A 21,269-nucleotide genomic window follows, 5' to 3' on the forward strand; every position below is an offset into this window, starting at 1 on the left:
GGTTGCGCCACTCAAGGGAAAAAGTTTCGTGGCATACTATATGCGAGTTAACTGAATAGAGAAGCCATGACTTTCACACTACGCCCCTATCAGCAGGAAGCCGTTGATGCCACCCTCGCCTGGTTTCGCAAGCACCGGGAACCCGCCGCCATCGTGCTCCCGACCGGAGCCGGTAAAAGCCTGGTGATTGCCGAACTGGCGCGCCTGGCCCGCGGGCGCGTGCTGGTGCTGGCGCACGTCAAAGAGCTGGTGGCGCAAAACCACGCCAAATACTGTGCGCTCGGCCTGGAGGCCGACATTTTTGCTGCCGGGCTGAAGCGCAAAGAGAGCCACGGGAAAGTGGTGTTTGGCAGCGTACAGTCGGTCGCCCGCAACCTGGACCTGTTTCGCAGCGAGTTTTCCCTGCTGATTGTCGACGAATGTCACCGCATCAGCGATGACGACGACAGCCAGTATCAGCAAATCCTCACTCACCTGAAAGCGGTGAATCCTCAGATACGTCTGCTTGGCCTGACCGCCACGCCGTTTCGTCTGGGCAAGGGCTGGATTTATCAGTTCCATTATCACGGTATGGTGCGTGGCGACGAAAAAGCCCTGTTCCGCGACTGTATCTATGAGCTTCCGCTGCGCTACATGATCAAGCACGGCTACCTGACGCCGCCGGAACGGCTGGATATGCCGGTCGTGCAGTATGATTTCAGCCGCTTACAGGCGCAGAGCAACGGGCTGTTCAGCGAGGCGGATCTTAACCATGAACTGAAAAAACAGAAGCGGATCACGCCGCATATCATCAGCCAGATTGAAGAGTTCGCGCAAACGCGTAAAGGGGTGATGATTTTTGCTGCCACCGTCGAACACGCGCGCGAAATCACGGGACTGCTGCCCGCCGACGACGCGGCGTTAATTACCGGTGAAACCCCCGGGCCGGAGCGCGACAGCCTGATTGAGGCCTTCAAAGCCCAGCAGTTCCGCTACCTGGTGAATGTCTCCGTATTAACCACCGGCTTTGACGCCCCGCACGTCGACCTGATTGCGATCCTGCGCCCGACCGAATCCGTCAGCCTGTATCAGCAGATTGTCGGGCGCGGGCTGCGCCTGGCGCCGGGCAAAACCGACTGCCTGATCCTTGATTACGCCGGTAACCCGCACGATCTCTACTCCCCGGAAGTGGGCACACCAAAAGGCAAAAGCGACAACGTGCCGGTACAGGTATTTTGCCCGGCCTGCGGGTTTGCCAACACCTTCTGGGGCAAAACCACCGCCGACGGCACGCTGATTGAGCACTTTGGCCGCCGCTGTCAGGGCTGGTTTGAAGACGACGACGGTCATCGCGAACAGTGCGACTTCCGCTTCCGCTTCAAAAACTGCCCGCAGTGCAACGCCGAGAACGACATCGCTGCCCGCCGCTGTCGGGAGTGCGACACGGTGCTGGTCGACCCGGACGACATGCTGAAAGCGGCGTTGAAGCTGAAGGATGCGCTGGTGCTGCGCTGTTCCGGCATGGCGCTACAGCCCGGCGCGGATGAAAAAGGCGAGTGGCTAAAGATTACCTATTACGACGAGGACGGCGCAGACGTCAGCGAGCGGTTCAGGGTTCAGACGCCCGCCCAGCGAACCGCGTTCGAGCAGCTTTTTATCCGCCCGCATACCCGCACGCCCGGCGTGCCGCTGCGCTGGATAACCGTGGCGGATATCGTGCACCAGCAGGTGCTGCTGCGCCATCCCGATTTCGTTGTCGCCCGCAAAAAAGGCCAGTTCTGGCAGGTGCGTGAGAAGGTCTTTGACTATGAAGGACGCTTCCGGCGGGCAAACGAATTACGCGGTTAGCGGGACTTTTCGTTGATGCGCGCGCCATTTGAGTATAAAATGCCGCCCGCTTCACATCCGTGAGGCAGAACACTCACCTGCTGCTGGGTCGCCTGTAGCAGGGTTTTAAATACAGAGAGAAATCAATGTTCACTATCGAAGCAGAAGTACGTAACGTGCAGGGTAAGGGTGCGAGCCGCCGCCTGCGTACCGCTAACAAGTTCCCGGCTATCGTTTACGGTGGCGAAGCTGCTCCAGTTGCTATCGAACTGGATCACGACAAAGTATGGAACATGCAGACTAAAGCTGAATTCTACAGCGAAGTTCTGACCATCGTTGTTGGCGGTAAAGAAGAAAAAGTGAAAGTTCAGGCTGTTCAGCGTCACCCGTTCAAGCCAAAACTGTCTCACATCGACTTCGTTCGCGCGTAATCGCAAACCTGTCGAGAAAAACCCCGCTTCTGCGGGGTTTTTTTATGGCCGTTATTTACCGCCTGAGGTGCGACGCTGGAGCTGATCGCGCAGGTTCGGCGGCGTGCCTTTAATGGTCAGCGTGTCGGTGGCCGGATCCCAGAAGATACGTTCCCCGAGCAGCATGGCATCAAAGTTAATGGTTAACCCACCGCCGCTGCCGGCAAATTTCGTCAGCTGACGCAGGGTGCTGCGATCCGCCGGGAAGCTCTCTTCCAGCTCATAGCCTTTGTCCGCAGTAAATTCCTGGAAGCTGACTTCGCTGACGCCCGCCAGCTCTTTGGACAGCGACTCCAGCTCAATCTCTTCCCCGGCCTGTAACTGCTCGTTGCAGTAACTGTAAACCTGCTGACGCACATTTTGACGCTCAGATTTATCAAGCTGCGCCTCAGCCGTAAAGTCATCCACCGCCTGGAGCAGACCTTTGTTCTGCGCTTTGGCGTTCAGCCCTTCGCTGGCGCCGAGGAAGTCCATAAAGAAATCTGCCACTTTGCGGCCCACGCGGCCTTTGAGGAAGGTCAGGTAGCGCGTCGATTCCGGGTTGGTTTCCCATTCGGTTAAATCGATACGCGCCACAATATCCGCATGGTTGATATCCAGATAGTGCGTTGAGCTGATGTCCAGCTGCTCGTTCACGCGCATGCTGCTTAAGTTATTCAGCACGGTTACCAGCAGATACTCTACCGCCAGATAACGGTAGTGGCAGAACAGGACGATACCGCCATCGGCGAAGGGATATTTCGCCAGTTCGTCACGCAGACGGCCCGTGGCAGCGCGGCTGAACGCCAGGAAATCCTCTTCGCCCTGACGTTGCAGGCGCAGGCTATCCGCCAGCTCGCTCTCTTCGCTGAACAAGCCATAGGCTTTATTTTTCGCGCTGTAGACGCGATGCAGCTCCGCCATCATCTCGACAACGGTAGGCGTTGGTTCCAGTAACGAATCGCGCAGCACCACTTCAAGGGTTTGCTCATCACGCTTGATAAGCTGGTGCAAGGCAATCTGGTTGATTTCCAGACTCATGATAAACTCTCCTTTTAGACCGGGCGGTATTCAACCACCACCAACGCATGTGTGCAACAGAAGATAAAAAAGGGGAAAAAAAGCTGTTGCTACGGTAATATGTCGCCCTTCTCTCAACAAACTGATTTTGATTTATGCCACAACATTCCCGCTACAGTGACGAACACGTTGAACAACTGCTCGGTGAGCTGGTCAACGTACTGGAAAAACATAAAACGCCAACCGATCTCTCCCTGATGGTTTTGGGAAATATGGTTACCAATCTGATTAATACCAGCGTTGCTCCGGCTCAGCGTCAGGCGATCGCCAAATCTTTCGCCCAGGCATTGCAGTCCTCCGTTAGCGACGACCAGGCACACTAAGGGAAACGAACAACAGTTTATGGTGACGAATCGTCAGCGCTACCGTGAAAAAGTCTCCCAGATGGTCAGCTGGGGGCACTGGTTTGCCCTGTTCAACATTCTGTTGGCGATGGTGCTCGGCTGCCGTTATCTGTTTGTGGCGGACTGGCCAACCACGTTAACCGGGCGAGTCTACTCGTGGATGAGCCTTGTTGGTCACTTTAGCTTTCTGGTTTTCGCCACCTATCTGCTGATCCTGTTCCCTCTGACGTTTATCGTCATGTCGCAGCGGCTGATGCGCTTCCTGTCCGCTATCCTTGCGACGGCGGGCATGACCCTGTTGCTTATCGACAGCGAAGTCTTCACCCGGTTCCACCTGCACCTGAACCCTATCGTCTGGGAGCTGGTGATTAACCCGGATCAGAACGAGACCGCGCGCGACTGGCAGCTGATGTTTATCAGCGTGCCGATTATCCTGCTGATTGAAATGCTGTTCGCCACGTGGAGCTGGCAAAAGCTCCGCAGTCTGACCCGACGCCGCCATTACGCGAAGCCCGTCGCGGCTCTCTTTTTCGCCTCATTTATCGGTTCGCACCTGATGTATATCTGGGCAGATGCGAACTTCTACCGCCCGATTACCATGCAGCGCGCAAATCTGCCGCTCTCCTATCCGATGACGGCGCGTCGTTTCCTGGAAAAACACGGCCTGCTGGATGCGCAGGAGTACCAGCGTCGTCTGGTGGAACAGGGTAATCCGGAAGCGGTTAGCGTGCAGTATCCTTTGAGCGATCTGAAATATCGCGACATGGGCCGCGGTCAGAACGTGCTGCTGATTACCGTTGATGGCCTGAACTATTCTCGCTATGAGAAACAGATGCCTGCCCTGGCTGAATTCGCGCAGAACAACATCGCATTCACCCAGCATATGAGCTCCGGTAATTCGACCGACGCGGGTATTTTCGGCCTGTTCTACGGCATTTCACCGAGCTATATGGACGGCGTGCTGTCTGCCCGTATTCCGGCCGCGCTGATTACCGGGCTTAATCAGCAGGGCTACCAGCTGGGGCTGTTCGCCTCCGATGGCTTCAACAGCTCGCTGTACCGCCAGGCGCTGCTGTCTGATTTCTCACTGCCTGCCGCGCAGAGCCAGTCTGACGATCGGACCGCTGACCAGTGGATAGACTGGCTGAAGCGCTATGCGCAGGAAGATAACCGCTGGTTCTCCTGGGTTGCGTTTAACGGCACAACGCTTGATGACAGCAATCAGAAAGGCTTCGCGCGCCGCTATAGCCGTGCGGCGGGTGACGTCGATGCGCAGATTGGCCGCGTGCTGACCGCCCTGCGCGACGCGGGCAAGCTGGACAATACGGTCGTCATTATTACGGCGGGACACGGCGTGCCGCTCGGCGACGAGGCGAAGGGCATGGAATGGTCGCGTCCCAACCTGCATGTTCCCCTGGTGATCCACTGGCCGGGCACGCCCGCGCAGCGCATCAACATGCTGACCGACCATAAAGACGTCATGACCACGCTAATGCAACGACTGCTGCACGTCAGCACGCCGGCGAATGAGTACTCGCAGGGACAGGACCTCTTTAGCGCCACGCGCCGTCATAACTGGGTCACGGCTGCCGGCGGAAATACGCTGGTGGTGACCACGCCGACGCTGTCCCTGGTGCTGAACAGCAACGGGAATTACCAGACGTATAATCTCGAAGGTGAGAAGCTCAAAGATCAGAAACCGCAGCTCAGCTTGCTGTTGCAGGTGCTGACAGACGAGAAGCGCTTTATCGCTAACTGATTATTTATGAATCAGTTAGCGCTGCTTTCCCCTTGCAATCAAAAAGGAATCGAGTAGTATTCCTTTTATGCGTCGGCACGTAGCGCAGCCTGGTAGCGCACCGTCATGGGGTGTCGGGGGTCGGAGGTTCAAATCCTCTCGTGCCGACCAAAAACACACAAAAAAAACCAGCCGCTTATGGCTGGTTTTTTATTGCCTGTACCCACATGCAGTAGGGTCAGTGCTTCTCACGCCCACCGAGAAAGAAAATCCCCAGCGGAATCGCAAGCAGGACGGTGAACACCAGACTGTAAACAAAGATCATCGCCGATTGCAGGACAAACATGCTGGTTGTCCACGCAGAGAGCGGAATGTTGTACTGCTCGATCACACCGACAATGGTTGCGCGCCCCACGCATGCGGCAGCAATCATAAATACAACCAGTAACGCCAGCAGGAACTTGCGGCCTTCAGGTGTCTTCAGTTTTTCCCCTACCATCTCTCCTCCCTTTACAGATAAATAACAATAATTAACGCGTAAAATAACACGATCGCCGCCCCGACTCCAACACAGCATTAAACACCACAAAGAGAACACCAAAGCAGTGTATTACTCCATTTAAATTGAAAACATGAGTAAATTGCGCCAACCATTCACGTACATTATGTTAGTCTTTCCCGGATCGTTTTGACAAAAAAGGAATGACAGTGAAAAACGCACCTAAATTTGCCATCGCCCTTCTCGCCGCTGCGTGCGCCAGCACCAGCGCTTTTGCCAGCGAAACCCAGAAAGAGCAGCCGCTGGAAAAAGTTGCCCCGTATCCGCAAGCGGACAAAGGGATGAAGCGCCAGGTTATTCAGCTCCCGGCCCAGCAGGATGAAGCAAATTTCAAAGTTGAGCTGTTAATCGGCCAGACGCTGGAAGTGGACTGCAACCAGCATCGTCTGGGCGGCAAGCTGGAAAGCAAAACGCTGGAAGGCTGGGGTTATGACTACTATGTCTTCGACAAAGTAACGTCACCGGTTTCTACCATGATGGCGTGTCCGGACGGCAAGAAAGAGAAGAAATTTATTACCGCGTATCTGGGTGATAACAGTCTGCTGCGCTATAACAGCAAGCTGCCAATTGTCGTCTATACGCCGGAAAACGTAGATGTGAAATATCGCGTGTGGAAAGCAGATGAGACTGTCGGGCAGGCGGTAGTTCGTTAAAAAAAAGCCGGGTGGCGCTCACGCTTACCCGGCTTTTTTACGCTACAGCGCGATATCCGCAACCGGCTTGTTTTCCGCCTGAGGCTTCAGCTCTGCCTTAGGAGCCGCATCCGCAGCCTGCGGTTTGACGTATTGCAGTTGCAGTACGCGGCTGGTGTATTCCAGCTCTTGCTCCGTGGCGTCAACGTTACCGTTCAGCTTCGTACCGTAAGATGGAATAATGGTTTTCAGCTTCGCCTGCCATTCCGGGCTGGACACTTTATCCTTAAACACTTTTTCCATCAGGTGCAGCATGATTGGCGCAGCGGTAGACGCACCCGGGGATGCCCCCAGCAGCGCGGCAATGGTGCCATCCTTATCGCTCACCACTTCGGTACCCAGACGCAGCACGCCGCCCTCTTTCGGATCGCGCTTGATGATCTGTACACGCTGACCCGCCTGCCACAGACGCCAGTCTTCTTTCTTCGCCTGCGGATAGTACTCTCTCAGCGCCTCGAAGCGTTCGTCATCAGAAAGCATCACCTGGCTAATCAGGTATTTCACCAGATCAAAGTTATCCAGCCCAACGTCCATCATAGGTTTGACGTTCGACGTCGTGGTCGCGCTCAGCAGATCCCACAGGGAACCGTTTTTCAGGAACCTGGTAGAGAAAGTTGCGAACGGCCCGAACAGCACCACGCGCTTACCGTCCAGCATACGGGTGTCGATATGCGGAACGGACATCGGTGGCGCGCCAACGGAGGCCTGACCGTACACTTTAGCCAGATGACGGTTAACCACTTCCGGGTTTTCCGACACCAGGAACTGGCCGCCGACCGGGAAGCCCGCGTAGTCGTCCGCTTCCGGAATACCGGACTCCTGCAACAGTTTCAGCGCCGCACCGCCCGCACCGATAAAGACGAACTTCGCCTTAATGACATGCTCGGCTTCGTTGTTTTTCAGATCGGCAACGGTCACGCTCCAGCTGTTATCCGCGTTGCGCTTGAAACCACGCACTTCGGAGCTGAGTTGCAGGTTGAAGTTCTCTTTTTTCTTCAGAGAGGCCACCAGCTGACGGGTGATTTCACCGTAGTTAACGTCAGTACCAATTTCAGTGCGGGTCGCCGCCACTTTCTGGTTCGGATCGCGTCCTTCCATGACCAGCGGTGCCCACTCTTTGATTTGAGCGTGATCTTCAGAGTATTTCATCCCGCGGAACAGCGTGCTCTGTTGCAGGGCAGCGTAACGCGCGCGCAGGAAATTGACGTTTTGATCGCCCCACACAAAGCTCATGTGCGGTACGGTGTTGATGAAGGAGTGCGGATTGTGCAACACGCCGCTGTTCACCTGGTGAGACCAGAACTGGCGTGAGATCTGGAACGCTTCGTTGATCTCTACCGCCTTCTCGATACTAATGGAACCGTCCTTTTTCTGCGGCGTATAGTTCAGTTCCATAAGTGCCGAGTGCCCCGTCCCGGCGTTATTCCAGCCGTTAGAGCTTTCCTGCGCCACGCCATCAAGGCGCTCGACCATGGTCATGGACCAGTTCGGCTCTAATTCCTGAAGATACGTGCCCAGCGTAGCGCTCATGATGCCGCCACCAATTAAAAGGACATCCGTTTCCTGCTCTTTTGGTGCGTCAGCTTTCGCCGCCAGCGAGACGGCGTTCAGCCCCACGGCCAGTGAAAAGAGCACGGCAGTCATTTTTTTCATCATTTATGCCTTAGTTGAATAGTGCTTGATGCGTAGAAATTACAGGTGAAACACGCTGCGGGGGCACGGTAACAACTTTTAAATATTGTTTAAAGGTTACGAAATTATTGTAATTGTGAAATTTAATGATGGATTGTTTGTGGGGTTTTGACAGGCAGGCTGGCACCAGGCGATTTTCCTAGCTATTATGCTGCACTTTGTGATCGCGCGCACGGAAGCCTGCCCCTACTAGCGAATTCTTATGTCATTACCCCACTCGTCTGTACCCCACGAAGGCCACGTCGCCACCGTTTTACGTTCGCCTCAACGTCTGATGCGCGAAACCCTGGCCGGCGTGATTACCGCGCTGGCGCTGATCCCGGAAGTGATTTCGTTTTCCGTGGTCGCGGGCGTGGACCCGAAAGTGAGCCTTATCGCCTCCGTGGTACTCTGCTTTGCTCTTTCCCTGCTCGGCGGGCGTCCGGCCATGGTGACGGCGGCGGCGGGCTCCGTCGCGCTGGTTATTGGCCCGATGGTCCATCAACACGGCGTACAGTACATTTTGCCTGCGGTAGTGATGGCGGGCGTGATTCAGATCCTGTTCGGCGCGCTGGGTATGGCGCGGCTGATGCGCTTTATTCCCCAGTCGGTGATGACCGGGTTTGTTAACGCCCTTGGCATTTTGATTTTCTTTGCCCAGGTTCCCCATTTCTGGAGCCGAAGCCCGCTGATTGTGGGCCTGTTCGTGCTGACGCTGCTGATTGTGCTGTGGGTGCCACGCTATATCAAAAGCGTTCCCTCCCCGCTGATTGCCATTGTGGTGCTGACGCTGTTTACCGTCATCAGCGGACAAATTCTGCCAACGGTGGGTGATGAAGGCTCCATGAGCGGCGGTTTGCCTGGCTTTACGCAATTGCTGGTGCCGCTTAACCTGGAGACGCTGAGCATCATCTGGCCGTGCGCGCTGAGTATCGCCTTCGTTGGCCTGCTGGAATCGCTACTGACGGCTAAGCTGGTGGATGAACTGACCGTGACCCCTTCAAGCAAGCGCCGCGAGAGTATCGGGCTGGGCGTAGGAAATATCATGGCCGGGTTCTACGGCGGCATTGCGGGCTGTGCGATGATTGGGCAAACCATCGTTAACGTGGAGATGGGCAAAGGCAGAAGCCGTATCTCCACCCTTGCGGCAGGCGTTGTGCTGCTGGTACTGGTCACGGCGCTCAGCGAGGTAATGGCTAAAATCCCGATGGCGGTACTGGCGGGTATTATGGCAATTGTGGCCGTCAAGACCTTTAGCTGGCATAGCGTTCAGCCCGGAACGCTGAAAAACGCGCCGGTGGCGGAAACCGTCGTGATGCTGGTGACGGTTGTGGCAACGGTTTCCACCGGTAACCTGGCGATTGGCGTGCTGGGCGGGATCGTGATGATGTTCATCCTCCCTGCCCGACTGAAGCAAAAGGCGCTGGCTACAGAAGAAAAATCGTCGCCAGTCCAAGAAAAATAAAGAAACCGCCGGTATCGGTAATAGCGGTGATCATCACGCTCGACCCCACTGCGGGGTCGCGCCCCAGACGGGTCATCGTCAGCGGGATAATCACGCCCATCATCGCCGCCACCAGCAGGTTCAGCACCATCGCCAGCATCATGACCCCGCCGAGCGCCATATCATCGTACAGCCACCAGGTGATGCCGCCCATGATGCCGCCCCAGACCAGGCCGTTAATCAGCGCAACGCCCATCTCCCTGAAGATCAGCCACGAAAAATTACCCGGCTGAATATTTTCCAGCGCCAGGGCGCGAACGATCATGGTGATAGTCTGGTTACCGGTATTCCCCCCGATCCCCGCCACAATAGGCATCAGAGAAGCCAGGGCTACCAATTGGGAAATGGTATGTTCGAAGCCGTCGATGACGCGGGAGGCCACAAACGCGGTGCATAAATTGATGGCGAGCCACGCCCAGCGCGTTTTGACGGCCTTGCCGACGGAGGCGTGAACGTCATCTTCGGCGCTGATCCCGCCAAGGGCTCGCAGGTCGTTATCGGTCTCTTCATAGACCACATCAACGATCTCATCGATGGTCAGACGCCCCATCAGTTTGCCCACGGAATCCACCACCGCGGCGCTCACCAGGTCATCACGTTCGAAGGTACGCGCCGCTTTTTCGGCATCGTCTTCCGGCGAAAACACCATCGGCTCGGTTTCCATCACCTCACTCACCCGCTGCTGGGTGCTGTTCAGCAGGATCGTTTTAAGCTCCAGCTCGCCGAGCAGGGTTTTGTCCCGCGAGGTGACAAACAGTTTGTCGGTGTTGTCCGGCATGCTGCCGAGCCGACGAAGGTAGCGCTGCACCGTGCCCAGAGTGACGTCCGGACGCACGGTGATAACGCCAAACTCCATGATTGCGCCGACGCTGTTTTTCTCGTAGTGCATCACCTGACGCACGCGCGCCCGCTCCTCAGCAGGCAGGGAAGCCAGCAGGCGACCGGTCAGGTTTCGCGGAAGGTGCTGTACAAGGTAGATCTGCTCGTCGATATCCAGCGTTTGCAGGGCGTCGAGAATGTCCCGGTCGCTCATCTCATCGATAAGGTCATCCCAGACGTTTTCCGACGCTTCAAGCAGCACCTGACCGCGCTCGTGATCCTGCACCAGCCGCCACAGGGCGTGGCGCTCCTCGGAAGGCAGCGCCTCCAGCGTATCCGCCAGATCCGGGGGCGGTAAATGTGCTACCAGCGCACCTACCTCAGCAATATCGTCGGCCAGCGTGCCGACATCATATTGCTCAGCCAGGGTCAGCTTACCCAATAACGTTGACGTCACCGCTTTATCGGTCGTCAGGAGCCAGATGAGGCGCGCACGCTCCTGGTCACGCTGCCTTGCGCTGTTTTTCTTTAATAACGACATTAATCATAAATCCATGAAATAGGTTGGCTTTAAGCATAGCGCGGGGATATGTAAATAAGAATAAACGGCGTGTCGGGATGGAGAAAAAATCGGCATATATGAAAAATTAACGTGCCGGGCGCACCCGGCACAATCGCACTCAGGCCGTACGCGCCACCGCATCCCGTGACGCAGCATCGCGCTCGTCGCCGGTCAGCTCGCTCAGCTTGCCGTCGCGCATCTCCAGCAGACGGTCGGCGTGAATGAAGTAGTGATCGTCATGGCTGATGGCAAAAATGGTTTTCCCCATCGCCTGCATCAGCGGCAGCAGCACCTGATAAAACTCGCGGCGGAAGTGCGGGTCCTGATCGGCGGCCCACTCGTCCAGCAGGATGATGTCGCGCTCCTCGGCCAGCGCCAGCAGCAGCGCCACGCGTTTCTTCTGCCCTTTCGACAGCCTGAGATTGAGGATTTTGCCATCCTGGAGCTCCAGCTTGTGTGACATTTGCAGGTGCGCAAGCCACTTCTCTACCAGCGCCGGATCCGCCTGCTGCCCTTCCGGACCGAGCAGCTGATCGAACAGCCAGACATCGGTAAATACCGCCGAGAAGAGCTTGCGGTAGTCCTCCGGTTTCTCCGCGCTCAGCGCGTTGCCATCCAGCAAAATTTCACCCGACTGCGGCTGATAGAGCCCCGTCAACAGCATCGCCAGGGTGGATTTGCCGCTGCCATTGCCGCCGATGAGGAACAGCAGCTCGCCACGGTGAAGGGTCAGGTTTATCGGCCCCACGGAGAACGCGCTCTCCTGATAGCGGAAGGTAACGTTACGCAGCTCAAGCGTTTGCCAGTTCGGGAAGGCCTGCGGACGCGGGAACTCGGCCTTAAACGGCGCAAGGTCGAACTTCTTCAGCTTGTTAAAGGCGACCTGAGCGCTCAGCAGCGTCGGCAGTGCGCCAACGGCCGACAGCAGCGGCGTGCGTAAAAACAGCAGCGTCAGGGAGTACGTGGCCGCCACGTTGGTATCCGCCCACCCCAGGCTATTCGCCATCCAGAACACCAGGCCAATGGCGCCCAGCATCATAATGTTGGACCAGTTCACGGCGCTCAGGTGGAACGTATCGGCGCGAATAATATGATGACGATATTCGTGCGCGTCAGGAATATAGAGGTTATTGAAGATGTGCTCGGCGCGCTCGCGGTTCAGCGTCAGCTCTTTACGCCCTTCCAGCACCGTCTGGTAGTCGTTATAGAGCTTGTCTTCCGTTTCGCGCAGCACCGCCATGTGCTTATAGACACGGGAGACCAGCAGGAACCCGCCCCAGATGGTGATCGCAATCCACAACGCCGTCACGGCCAGCATTTTGCTGGAGAGCCAGGCGAGATAGGCCGCCGAGCCAAAGGTCAGGATGATCCCCTGCACCAGCTCCGGCAGACGTACAAACGCGATGGTAATGGCGCGCACGTCGCTGGTCAGCCCCGCCAGCAGAGAGGCGCTTCCCAGCTGTTCGATGCGCTCAACCTGGGTGTCGAGGATACGTTTGATGAACTCACTGCGCAGACGGAAAACGAAATGGTGGCCGAGTGCGGTCAGCGCCAGCTGCGATCCGAGCGTGACCGCCATCAGCAGCAGCAGTAATCCCAGAAATTCCGGCAGGACGGAGAGTGACGTGTCGACCATTTCGATCAAACGCACGTTAATGAAGGCAATCAGGCCAATCCCCAGCGCCGCGCTGGCAAGGCTTAGCGCCATTACCGCGATGAAAGGCCAGCGGTACTGCCGCCAGACAAGAAGAAGTAGTTGCATGCAGAGCAATCCGGACAAGAAAAATCAGCCAGCAGTGTAAACTGCCTTTCACACACATCAAGAATAATTCTTATTTTTATTCTCTGTACGCTGCCTGCCGGAACGTAAGGTTGTAGCGAAACGCCCCCGCCACCGGGTGTTCGCCATTTTTAAGCGGCTGAATACCATGGTAAAAAAGCCGTGACTCACCGCCCCAGACCACCACATCGCCATGCTCCAGCATCAGCCGTTTTAGCGGGTCGTTGCGCCGCAGCCCGCCAAACTGAAAGATAGCGGGCAGCCCAAGGGATACCGAGACAATCGGCGCGCGCAGATCCGGCTCGTCCTTATCCTGATGCAGGGAGAGTTTTGCCCCGACGGCATAGCGGTTGATGAGGCAGGCGTCGGGTCGAAAATCAGGATAGCCGGCCGCGACGGCGGCATCATGGCACAGCGCCTGAAACGCCTCCGGCATTGGCGGCCACGGCTGCCCCGTCAGCGGATCGTTCGGCGCATATAAATAGCCCCGCGCATTCGTCGCCCATCCCAGTTCGCCGCAGTTGGTCATCACCACGGACATGGTATACCCGCCCGGCGTGACCATATGGCGAAACGGCGAACGGGCGGTGACGGCATCAATACCGTCGAACAGCGCCGCCGCGCGGGAAAGCGCGAAGCGTCTCAGGATCGTCGCCCCGGGCGCGAGCGGCTCTTGCCAGGGTTCAGCCTCCGCAAAAAGATCGAGCATTATCCCTCCTGTTTATTCGCCTCACGTTTTAATAATAGTACCTTACGCGCTGCCCCCCAGCGATAGCCCGAGAGCGCACCGTCGTTACGCACCACGCGGTGACAGGGGATCACAATCGCCAGTTTATTGGCGCCGCAGGCCCCCGCCACGGCGCGCACGGCGTTGGGTTTGCCAATGGCCTTTGCCACCTGCTGATAGCTTGCCGTCTCACCGCAGGGGATAGCCCGTAGCGCCTGCCAGACCTGCTGCTGGAAGGCGGTACCGCGGATATCCAGCGGCAGCGTCAGGGGCGTCGCGCGGCTGTCGACAGAGGCAATCACCTGACGGATCCGCCCGGCAAACGCGCCTTCCATCGGTTCACGGACGGCAAGCGGAAACAGTGAAAGCAGCTCATTCGTCAGCGCGGCGTCGTCATCCCCCAGCAGTATCGCGCAGATCCCGCGCTCGCTTTCCCCCACCAGACAGCGGCCCAGCGAGCAGTCGCTGATGGCATAGCGGACTGCGGCATCCCCGTTGCGGTACTGTCTGGCCGTCATGCCCAGCGCGCCATCGGCTTTACGGTAGTAGCTGCTGCTGTCAGGGAACCCGGCGGCCAGAACGGCATCGGTGATTTTACCGCCCTGCGCCAGCGTGCTGCGCAGGCGTTGTTCGCGCGCGGCCTGCTGCCAGGCTTTCGGCGTCATGCCGGTAACGGATTTAAACAAGCGGTGGAAATGGAACGGGCTCATGGCAACCTGCTGCGCCAGCGCGTCAAGGTTCAGCGCGGCATCCTGCTCAAGCAGCCGGCAGGCCAGCGCAATACGGGCCTTTTTCTGCGCCATAGGATCGTCCTGGTCCGGCAAACAGCGCTTACAGGGACGGAAGCCCGCCAGCCCTGCCTGGTGAGCATCAGGATAGAAGCAGACATTTTTACGCAGCGCGTGGCGGGCGCGGCAGGACGGGCGGCAATAAATGCCGGTCGTCTGCACGGCAAAAACAAACTGGTTATCCGCATGAGGATCGCGGGCCAGAACGGCCTGCCAGCGATCCTCATCAGTAAGATAGGTTGTGTTTTTCATCATCGGCTCCTCTTACAAGCATACGCTTAGCCTGCCTGAACGCCACCGAACAAAAACCCGCAACCTTGCTTTTTAATTTTTCTCGCTTACCAGGAAGCTGTTGAACTGCGGTGAACTCCAGGTTTTAAACCCGTCAGCCTCTTTGGTGATCATATAGACGGCCAGCCCTTCCTGGCGCACCACCTCTTTGGCTTTCTCCGTGCCGAGCACCATCAGTCCGGTATCCCATGCGTCCGCTTCCAGCGCGGTTGGGGCTATCACCGTAACGGACACCAGATTGTGGGTAATGGGGCGTCCGGTTTGCGGATCGATAACGTGCGAAATACGTTTGCCGTCCAGTTCGTAATAGTTGCGGTAGCTGCCGGAGGTGCTGATACCGTGCCCGTTGATGTCGACAATCGCCTGCACCGCGTTCTGCTGGTCGGTTGGTTTCTGGATAGCCACCCGCCACGGCCTGCCGCTGGCGTTCATGCCCCGGCTGACGAGCGCGCCCCCTACGGAAACCAGGTAGCGAGGAATGCCTTCCTGCGCCATCAGGGCCGCAAGATGGTCCGCCGCATACCCCTCGCCTACCGTAGAGAGATCCACAAACAGATCGGGAATATCCTTTTGCAGGTATTGTTGACCGTACTGGCCGATCACCGACAGATGCTGTAACCCTGTACGGGCGCGGGCGTCGTCGATGGCGGCCTGATCGGGGGTAGCCACCGGCTGTTTGTCAGGGCCAAATCCCCACAGATTGACTAGCGGCCCCACGGTCACATCCATTGCGCCGTTGGTTTTGTAGCCCACGCGCATAGATTCCGTGACGATATCGGCCATCGCTTCGCTCACCGGCCACAGCGAGGTGCTGCTGGAGCGATTGAAACGCATCAGCGCTGAGTCATTTTTATACGTCGAGAGCAGCTGATCGTCGGCATCCAGCTGCGCCTGAATTTTTCCGCGTAATTCTTCAGCGCGGGATTTATCAATATCCATCACGCTGACGCGCCAGAAGGTCCCCATGGTTTTCCCTTCCAGCACCGTCGCGGCTGGCGCCTCGATTTTTGCGGGCTGCGTAGAAGAGTCACACGCGGTCAGGAGTAAAACAATCGCCAGAAAGCTGGCGCGCAAAAAAGTCATTTCCATTGGTTATTATCCTCATGCCAGGGCGGCAAGAGTACACTAAAACAGCGTATTTGTAAGACCCTAAAAAAGCATGAAAAAAGGGGCCTGATGGCCCCTTTGTTGCAGTATGAGCAATTAGAACTGGTAAACCAGACCCAGCGCTACGATATCGTCGGTGCTGATACTGGTGCGGCGAGTGAAGTCGTTTTCATCCAGCAGGTTGATTTTGTAATCAACGTAGGTGGACATGTTTTTGTTGAAGTAGTAAGTCGCGCCCACGTCAACATACTTCAGGATATCCTGATCGCCATAGCCTTCGACGTCCTTACCTTTAGATTGCAGGTAAGCCACGGATGGACGCAGACCGAAGTCGAACTGATACTGAGCAACCACTTCGAAGTTCTGTGCTTTGTTAGCCCAGCCCTGATCGCCAACGCGGGTCGCGTTGTAGGTCTGAGAATACTGTGCAGCCAGGTAGATGTTGTTCGCGTCGTATTTCAGACCGCCGGTGTAGGTCTCAGCACGATCGCCGTTACCGAAGTAGTTTGGCGCGTTCTGGTCATCAGTACGTTTAGAGCTGGTGACAGCCGTACCGAGTGCGAAGCCTTCGCCCAGATCGTAGGTCAGAGAGCCGCCGTAGCCGTCACCGTTCTGACGCAGCGCGTCACGACCGTTATTGGTCTGGCCTTCACCGCTTGGGCTGCCGTTTTTACCCTGGTACTGTAACGCAAAGTTCAGACCATCAACCAGACCGAAGAAGTCCTGGTTACGGTAGGTCGCGAAGCCGTTACCGCGCTGCTGCATGAAGTTGTCAGAACCGTAGGTGTCGCCGCCGAATTCCGGCAGAACGTCGGTCCAGGAAGTGACATCGTAAACAACGCCGTAGTTACGACCGTAGTCGAATGAACCCGCATCAGCGAATTTCAGACCAGCGAACGCTACACGCGTCCATGAGTTGTTTTCGTTCTCGCCAGAGTTGCCCTGGATCTGGTATTCCCACTGGCCGTAACCGGTCAGCTGATCGTTAACCTGAGTTTCGCCTTTGAAGCCCAGACGCATGTAGGTCTGGTCGCCGTCTGCACCGTCGTCATCGGAGAAATAGTGCAGGCCATCCACTTTACCGTACAGATCTAATTTGTTGCCGTCTTTGTTATAAATTTCAGCCGCATTTGCTGCGCCTGCCACCAGCAGAGCTGGTACCAGGAGGGACAGTACTTTAACTTTCATTTTATTAACCCTCTGTTATATGCCTTATTATTTACCACTGCTTACTGGTCAACCCTCTTAACCAGTCGGCAAGTTCATTCTCCTTAAAAATGCAGAATAATCCAACAGGAATATGATACGAAAACTTTGAAGATGTTTCACTTTACCATCAAGATGTTTCAATTTGTAAATATCAAGGAACTTTCACAGAGCATCAAAAGTTTAAAAATATAGCACGGATAATCAAAACAAAAATATATCGTAATAATTTCAATGAATTAACTTAAAAAACAGTACCGCACTGAATGACAAAAAAATTCCCTTCAACACCACTAAAATAACTATCGCTATCATCATTAACTTTATTTATTACCGTCATTCAGTTCTGAATGTCTGTTTATCCCTAATTGAACCGGATGCTTCGCATTCGGTTTTTTTTTTACCTTTCTTTACGTCAGCAGACATTTAATGTGCTACCCGCCTGTAATGATAACGACTATTAACTAAATTCAGCGTTGGCGTTTACAGAATTCTTTTTTTGTAGCCGCAATTAATTTCTTGTTAATTCGTGCTATTTTTCAGCCGTTGTGACGGCGTATTTGTACATTTGACTGGGTTTTGTACATCTTTTACCCGGATGTCGTTGAAGCGGGTTGCGACAGATAAAAAGTCAAGGTCATGCCGATAACGACGCTGGAAATTCGGTTATTACCCTTTATACTGCCCTATCCCATTACCGCGCGGCCATTACGGGTTAAACACATCAATGAGTCAGACAGAAACTACCGCCCCGAGCAAATTCTCCCTTCTACCGGGCAGCATCACCCGTTTCTTTCTTCTGTTGATCGTTGTGCTGTTAGTCACAATGGGGGTGATGGTCCAGAGCGCCGTGAACACCTGGCTTAAAGATAAAAGCTATCAAATCGTCGATATCACCCACGCGGTGCATAAGCGCATTGATACGTGGCGCTATGCGACCTGGCAAATCTACGACAATATCGCCGCCGCGCCTGCCACCTCGTCAGGCGAAGGGTTGCAGGAAACGCGCCTTAAGCAGGATGTTTATTACCTTGAAAAACCGCAGCGCAAAACTGAAGCCCTGATTTTCGGTTCGCACGACAGCGCAACACTTGAGATGACGCAGCGGATCTCCTCCTATCTGGACACCCTGTGGGGCGCCGAGACCGTTCCGTGGTCCATGTATTACCTGAACGGTCAGGACAACAGCATGATCCTGGTCTCTACCCTGCCGCTTAAGGACCTCTCGTCCGGCTTTAAAGAGACCACCGTTGGCAGTATTGTGGATTCCCGTCGGGCAGAAATGTTGCAACAGGCCAACGCGCTGGACGAACGCGAAAGTTTTTCTTCGCTACGCCGCCTGGCCTGGCAGAACGGCCATTACTTTACGCTGCGCACCACCTTTAACCAGCCGGGCCATCTCGCGACCGTGGTTGCCTTCGATCTGCCGATTAACGATCTCATCCCGCCGGATATGCCGCTGGACAGTTTCCGTCTGGAGCCAGACAACAGCACCCAGAATATGCGCACGCCGTCGGACAAAGAAGGCGCGGACAGCGTCGCGATCTCCTTTAATGGCTCAAAAATCGAGATTGCCTCATCGCTCAATTCAACCGGTATGCGGCTGGTGTGGCAGGTGCCTTTTGGCACCCTGATGCTTGATACCCTGCAAAACATTCTCCTGCCGCTACTCCTGAATATCGGCCTGCTAGCGCTGGCGCTGTTTGGCTACAGCACCTTCCGTTTCCAGTCGGGCCGCCAGAGCGACTCGACATCGGTATCCTCAGGAACCAGCAACGAACTGCGCGTCCTGCGTGCCTTAAACGAAGAGATTATTTCCGTGCTGCCGCTGGGGGTGCTCGTTCACGATCAGGAAGCAAACCGAACGGTCATGAGCAATAAAATTGCCGACCACCTTCTGCCGCACCTTAACCTGCAAAATATTACGGCCATGGCGGACCAGCATCAGGGCGTTATCCAGGCCACCATTAATAATGAACTGTATGAGATCCGTCAGTTCCGCAGTCAGGTCGCCTCGCGTACGCAAATCTTCATTATTCGCGATCAGGATCGCGAAGTGCTGGTAAATAAAAAGCTCAAGCAGGCGCAAAGGCTGTACGAGAAGAACCAGCACGGCCGCGCCGCGTTTATGCAAAATATCGGCGATGCCTTTAAACAACCGCTGAAGTCACTCGCCACGCAGATTGCTGATTTAAGCACGCCGGAAAGCCGACAGCTGAGCAGCCAGGCCGACTCGCTGGTTCGTCTGGTGGACGAAATCCAGCTGGCGAATATGCTGGAGAACGACATCTGGAAGGGCACCCCGACGCTCTTCTCCATCCAGGATCTGATTGATGAGGTGGTACCGGAAGTGCTGCCGGTGATCAAGCGCAAGGGGCTCCAGCTGTTGATCAACAACCATTTACCGGCCAATGACGAGCGTCACGGCGATCGTGATGCCCTGCGCCGCATTCTGATGATGCTGATCCAGTATGCCGTCACCACGACGCAGATCGGCAAGATCACCCTTGAAGTCAGCACCGATGAATCCACCGACGATCGCCTGACGTTCCGCATTCTGGATACGGGCGAAGGCGTGACCGTCAGCGAAATCGATAACCTGCACTTCCCGTTCCTGAACGATACGCAGCGTGACCACTACGGTAAGGCGAATGCCCTCACCTTCTGGCTCTGCGATCAGCTGGCGCGCAAGCTGGGCGGCCATCTGAACATCAAGGCCCGCGAATCCCTCGGTACCCGCTACTCCTTACACGTCAAAATGGCGGCGAATCCACAGGAAGAGGATGAAGAGCGTCTGCTGGATGATGTGGTCGTGATGGTGGATGTGACCTCCAGCGAGATCCGTAATATCGTCGTTCGTCAGTTAGAAAACTGGGGCGCGTCCTGCATCACCCCGGACGAAAGGCTCGCGAGTCAAGAATTTGATCTATTTTTAACTGATAATCCGTCTAATCTTACTGCCTCAGGCTTGCTTTTAAGCGATGATGAGCCAGGCGTGCGGAAAATTGGCCCTGGGCAGCTGCGCGTCAACTTTAATATGAGCAATGCAATGCAGGAAGCTGTATTACAACTGATTGAAGAGAATCTGGCGCAGGAAGAGATCCTGGAGTCACCGTTAGGCGGCGATGAAAATGCAGAACTCCATGCCAGCGGATATTATTCGCTCTTCGTTGATACAGTACCAGATGATGTTAAGCGGTTGTATACTGAGTCCGCTGCGCAGGATTTTGCAGCGCTGGCACAGACAGCACACCGGCTTAAAGGGGTGTTTGCCATGCTTAATCTGGTTCCCGGCAAGCAGTTATGTGAAACGCTGGAACATCTAATTCGTGAGAAAGATGCCTCTGGCATTGAAAAATACATCAGCGACATTGACGCTTACGTCAAGAGCTTGCTGTAGCAAGGTAGCCTTATACATGAACAATATGAACGTAATTATTGCCGATGACCATCCGATTGTACTGTTCGGTATTCGCAAATCACTTGAACAGATCGAGTGGGTGAATGTAGTCGGTGAATTTGAAGATTCCACAGCTCTCATTAACAACCTGCCTAAACTTGATGCGCACGTGCTCATTACCGATCTCTCCATGCCTGGAGATAAATACGGTGACGGCATTACGCTCATCAAATACATTAAACGCCACTTCCCGGACATTTCGATCATTGTTCTGACCATGAACAATAACCCGGCGATCCTGAGCGCCGTTCTGGATCTCGATATTGAAGGGATTGTACTGAAACAAGGCGCACCTACCGATCTGCCAAAAGCGCTGGCGGCGTTACAGAAAGGGAAGAAATTCACCCCTGAAAGCGTCTCACGCCTGCTCGAAAAAATCAGCGCGGGTGGCTATGGCGACAAGCGTCTTTCGCCAAAAGAGAGTGAGGTTCTGCGTCTGTTCGCTGAAGGTTTCCTGGTCACTGAAATTGCCAAGAAGCTGAACCGCAGTATTAAAACCATCAGTAGCCAGAAAAAATCCGCGATGATGAAGCTGGGTGTGGATAACGATATCGCCCTGCTGAACTATCTCTCTTCCGTGACGCTGAGCGCAACGGACAAAGATTGATCTTCGCTGTTTACGCCGGGTAGCGCTCGCGCTTACCTGGCCTACAGCCGCCGGAGAAATAAAAAAGGCCCTTTCGGGC

17 protein-coding genes and 1 tRNA gene are annotated in these 21,269 nt (G+C 55.5%); 9 read left to right on the top strand and 9 right to left on the bottom strand.

The window, feature by feature from the left end:
- Positions 1-66: 66 nt before the first annotated feature.
- On the top strand, positions 67-1,827 hold the full coding sequence (locus N5C09_RS09435) for a DEAD/DEAH box helicase (protein ID WP_063868271.1): 1,761 nt from the start codon (positions 67-69) through the stop codon (positions 1,825-1,827).
- 125 nt (positions 1,828-1,952) lie between these two features.
- On the top strand, positions 1,953-2,237 hold the full coding sequence (gene rplY / locus N5C09_RS09440; RefSeq protein WP_063450345.1) for a 50S ribosomal protein L25: 285 nt from the start codon (positions 1,953-1,955) through the stop codon (positions 2,235-2,237).
- Between the two features lie 51 nt (positions 2,238-2,288).
- Here the strand turns inward: rplY and yejK are convergent, their stop codons facing one another.
- On the bottom strand, positions 2,289-3,296 hold the full coding sequence (gene yejK, locus N5C09_RS09445; protein ID WP_028016284.1) for a nucleoid-associated protein YejK: 1,008 nt from the start codon (positions 3,294-3,296) through the stop codon (positions 2,289-2,291).
- A 134-nt stretch (positions 3,297-3,430) separates the two neighbouring features.
- Between yejK and N5C09_RS09450 the strand changes: the two genes are divergently transcribed.
- From N5C09_RS09450 to N5C09_RS09460, 3 genes are all read left to right on the top strand, one after another.
- Entirely contained in the window at positions 3,431-3,658 is a 228-nt protein-coding gene (locus N5C09_RS09450; protein WP_063450346.1) for a YejL family protein, read from the top strand.
- 19 nt (positions 3,659-3,677) lie between these two features.
- Complete coding sequence (yejM, locus tag N5C09_RS09455) at positions 3,678-5,438, top strand: LPS biosynthesis-modulating metalloenzyme YejM (RefSeq protein ID WP_063450347.1); 1,761 nt, start codon at positions 3,678-3,680, stop codon at positions 5,436-5,438.
- A gap of 73 nt (positions 5,439-5,511) precedes the next feature.
- Positions 5,512-5,588, top strand: a tRNA-Pro gene (locus tag N5C09_RS09460).
- A 67-nt stretch (positions 5,589-5,655) separates the two neighbouring features.
- Here N5C09_RS09460 and N5C09_RS09465 read toward each other — a convergent pair.
- Complete coding sequence (locus N5C09_RS09465) at positions 5,656-5,916, bottom strand: DUF2534 family protein (RefSeq protein ID WP_045343803.1); 261 nt, start codon at positions 5,914-5,916, stop codon at positions 5,656-5,658.
- Between the two features lie 203 nt (positions 5,917-6,119).
- Between N5C09_RS09465 and eco the strand changes: the two genes are divergently transcribed.
- Positions 6,120-6,629 carry a serine protease inhibitor ecotin gene (gene eco, locus N5C09_RS09470; protein WP_063450349.1) on the top strand — a complete coding sequence of 170 codons (510 nt, stop codon included), beginning with the start codon at positions 6,120-6,122 and terminating at the stop codon, positions 6,627-6,629.
- A gap of 42 nt (positions 6,630-6,671) precedes the next feature.
- Here eco and mqo read toward each other — a convergent pair whose 3' ends face one another.
- Positions 6,672-8,321 (bottom strand): malate dehydrogenase (quinone), encoded by a 1,650-nt coding sequence (mqo, locus tag N5C09_RS09475; RefSeq protein WP_279749024.1) that lies wholly within the window; start codon positions 8,319-8,321, stop codon positions 6,672-6,674.
- A gap of 241 nt (positions 8,322-8,562) precedes the next feature.
- On the opposite strand from mqo, the gene N5C09_RS09480 reads away from it, so the two are divergent.
- The gene (locus N5C09_RS09480) at positions 8,563-9,804 is read left to right on the top strand and encodes a SulP family inorganic anion transporter (protein WP_279748936.1); all 1,242 of its coding nucleotides are present in this window, start codon (positions 8,563-8,565) and stop codon (positions 9,802-9,804) included.
- On the opposite strand, the gene mgtE is transcribed toward N5C09_RS09480, so the two are convergent.
- The 6 genes from mgtE to N5C09_RS09510 all read right to left on the bottom strand — a co-directional run bounded on the left by mgtE (position 9,767) and on the right by N5C09_RS09510 (position 17,105).
- Entirely contained in the window at positions 9,767-11,203 is a 1,437-nt protein-coding gene (gene mgtE / locus N5C09_RS09485) for a magnesium transporter (protein WP_063450351.1), read from the bottom strand. The genes N5C09_RS09480 and mgtE overlap by 38 nt on opposite strands.
- A 139-nt stretch (positions 11,204-11,342) precedes the next feature.
- The gene (locus N5C09_RS09490; RefSeq protein ID WP_063450352.1) at positions 11,343-12,986 is read right to left on the bottom strand and encodes a multidrug ABC transporter permease/ATP-binding protein; all 1,644 of its coding nucleotides are present in this window, start codon (positions 12,984-12,986) and stop codon (positions 11,343-11,345) included.
- A 76-nt stretch (positions 12,987-13,062) separates the two neighbouring features.
- A complete protein-coding gene (gene alkB / locus N5C09_RS09495) occupies positions 13,063-13,713 on the bottom strand; it encodes a DNA oxidative demethylase AlkB (protein ID WP_279748937.1) in 651 nt (216 codons plus the stop codon).
- The gene (gene ada, locus N5C09_RS09500; RefSeq protein WP_279749025.1) at positions 13,713-14,771 is read right to left on the bottom strand and encodes a bifunctional DNA-binding transcriptional regulator/O6-methylguanine-DNA methyltransferase Ada; all 1,059 of its coding nucleotides are present in this window, start codon (positions 14,769-14,771) and stop codon (positions 13,713-13,715) included. The genes alkB and ada overlap by 1 nt, the downstream gene beginning before the upstream one ends.
- A 72-nt stretch (positions 14,772-14,843) precedes the next feature.
- Positions 14,844-15,899 (bottom strand): FAD:protein FMN transferase ApbE, encoded by a 1,056-nt coding sequence (gene apbE, locus N5C09_RS09505; RefSeq protein WP_112791564.1) that lies wholly within the window; start codon positions 15,897-15,899, stop codon positions 14,844-14,846.
- A gap of 114 nt (positions 15,900-16,013) precedes the next feature.
- Positions 16,014-17,105 (bottom strand): porin OmpC, encoded by a 1,092-nt coding sequence (locus tag N5C09_RS09510; RefSeq protein ID WP_279748938.1) that lies wholly within the window; start codon positions 17,103-17,105, stop codon positions 16,014-16,016.
- Positions 17,106-17,850: 745 nt separating this feature from the next.
- On the opposite strand from N5C09_RS09510, the gene rcsD reads away from it, so the two are divergent.
- Both rcsD and rcsB read left to right on the top strand, forming a co-directional pair.
- The gene (gene rcsD / locus N5C09_RS09515) at positions 17,851-20,523 is read left to right on the top strand and encodes a phosphotransferase RcsD (RefSeq protein WP_063450357.1); all 2,673 of its coding nucleotides are present in this window, start codon (positions 17,851-17,853) and stop codon (positions 20,521-20,523) included.
- A gap of 16 nt (positions 20,524-20,539) precedes the next feature.
- Positions 20,540-21,190 (top strand): response regulator transcription factor RcsB, encoded by a 651-nt coding sequence (rcsB, locus tag N5C09_RS09520; RefSeq protein WP_003859405.1) that lies wholly within the window; start codon positions 20,540-20,542, stop codon positions 21,188-21,190.
- Positions 21,191-21,269 lie beyond the last annotated feature (79 nt).

Source organism: Enterobacter sp. GD03975, assembly GCF_029838645.1.
In the GTDB taxonomy this organism is placed as follows: domain Bacteria; phylum Pseudomonadota; class Gammaproteobacteria; order Enterobacterales; family Enterobacteriaceae; genus Enterobacter; species Enterobacter quasihormaechei.

What these genes read in the sequence shown, in the direction of transcription:
- N5C09_RS09435 (WP_063868271.1), top strand. Translation starts at nt 67, where the DNA reads ATGACTTTCACACTACGCCCCTATCAGCAGGAAGCCGTTGATGCCACC.
- rplY (WP_063450345.1), top strand. Translation starts at nt 1,953, where the DNA reads ATGTTCACTATCGAAGCAGAAGTACGTAACGTGCAGGGTAAGGGTGCG.
- yejK (WP_028016284.1), bottom strand. Translation starts at nt 3,296, where the DNA reads ATGAGTCTGGAAATCAACCAGATTGCCTTGCACCAGCTTATCAAGCGT.
- N5C09_RS09450 (WP_063450346.1), top strand. Translation starts at nt 3,431, where the DNA reads ATGCCACAACATTCCCGCTACAGTGACGAACACGTTGAACAACTGCTC.
- yejM (WP_063450347.1), top strand. Translation starts at nt 3,678, where the DNA reads ATGGTGACGAATCGTCAGCGCTACCGTGAAAAAGTCTCCCAGATGGTC.
- N5C09_RS09465 (WP_045343803.1), bottom strand. Translation starts at nt 5,916, where the DNA reads ATGGTAGGGGAAAAACTGAAGACACCTGAAGGCCGCAAGTTCCTGCTG.
- eco (WP_063450349.1), top strand. Translation starts at nt 6,120, where the DNA reads ATGACAGTGAAAAACGCACCTAAATTTGCCATCGCCCTTCTCGCCGCT.
- mqo (WP_279749024.1), bottom strand. Translation starts at nt 8,321, where the DNA reads ATGAAAAAAATGACTGCCGTGCTCTTTTCACTGGCCGTGGGGCTGAAC.
- N5C09_RS09480 (WP_279748936.1), top strand. Translation starts at nt 8,563, where the DNA reads ATGTCATTACCCCACTCGTCTGTACCCCACGAAGGCCACGTCGCCACC.
- mgtE (WP_063450351.1), bottom strand. Translation starts at nt 11,203, where the DNA reads ATGTCGTTATTAAAGAAAAACAGCGCAAGGCAGCGTGACCAGGAGCGT.
- N5C09_RS09490 (WP_063450352.1), bottom strand. Translation starts at nt 12,986, where the DNA reads ATGCAACTACTTCTTCTTGTCTGGCGGCAGTACCGCTGGCCTTTCATC.
- alkB (WP_279748937.1), bottom strand. Translation starts at nt 13,713, where the DNA reads ATGCTCGATCTTTTTGCGGAGGCTGAACCCTGGCAAGAGCCGCTCGCG.
- ada (WP_279749025.1), bottom strand. Translation starts at nt 14,771, where the DNA reads ATGAAAAACACAACCTATCTTACTGATGAGGATCGCTGGCAGGCCGTT.
- apbE (WP_112791564.1), bottom strand. Translation starts at nt 15,899, where the DNA reads ATGGAAATGACTTTTTTGCGCGCCAGCTTTCTGGCGATTGTTTTACTC.
- N5C09_RS09510 (WP_279748938.1), bottom strand. Translation starts at nt 17,105, where the DNA reads ATGAAAGTTAAAGTACTGTCCCTCCTGGTACCAGCTCTGCTGGTGGCA.
- rcsD (WP_063450357.1), top strand. Translation starts at nt 17,851, where the DNA reads ATGAGTCAGACAGAAACTACCGCCCCGAGCAAATTCTCCCTTCTACCG.
- rcsB (WP_003859405.1), top strand. Translation starts at nt 20,540, where the DNA reads ATGAACAATATGAACGTAATTATTGCCGATGACCATCCGATTGTACTG.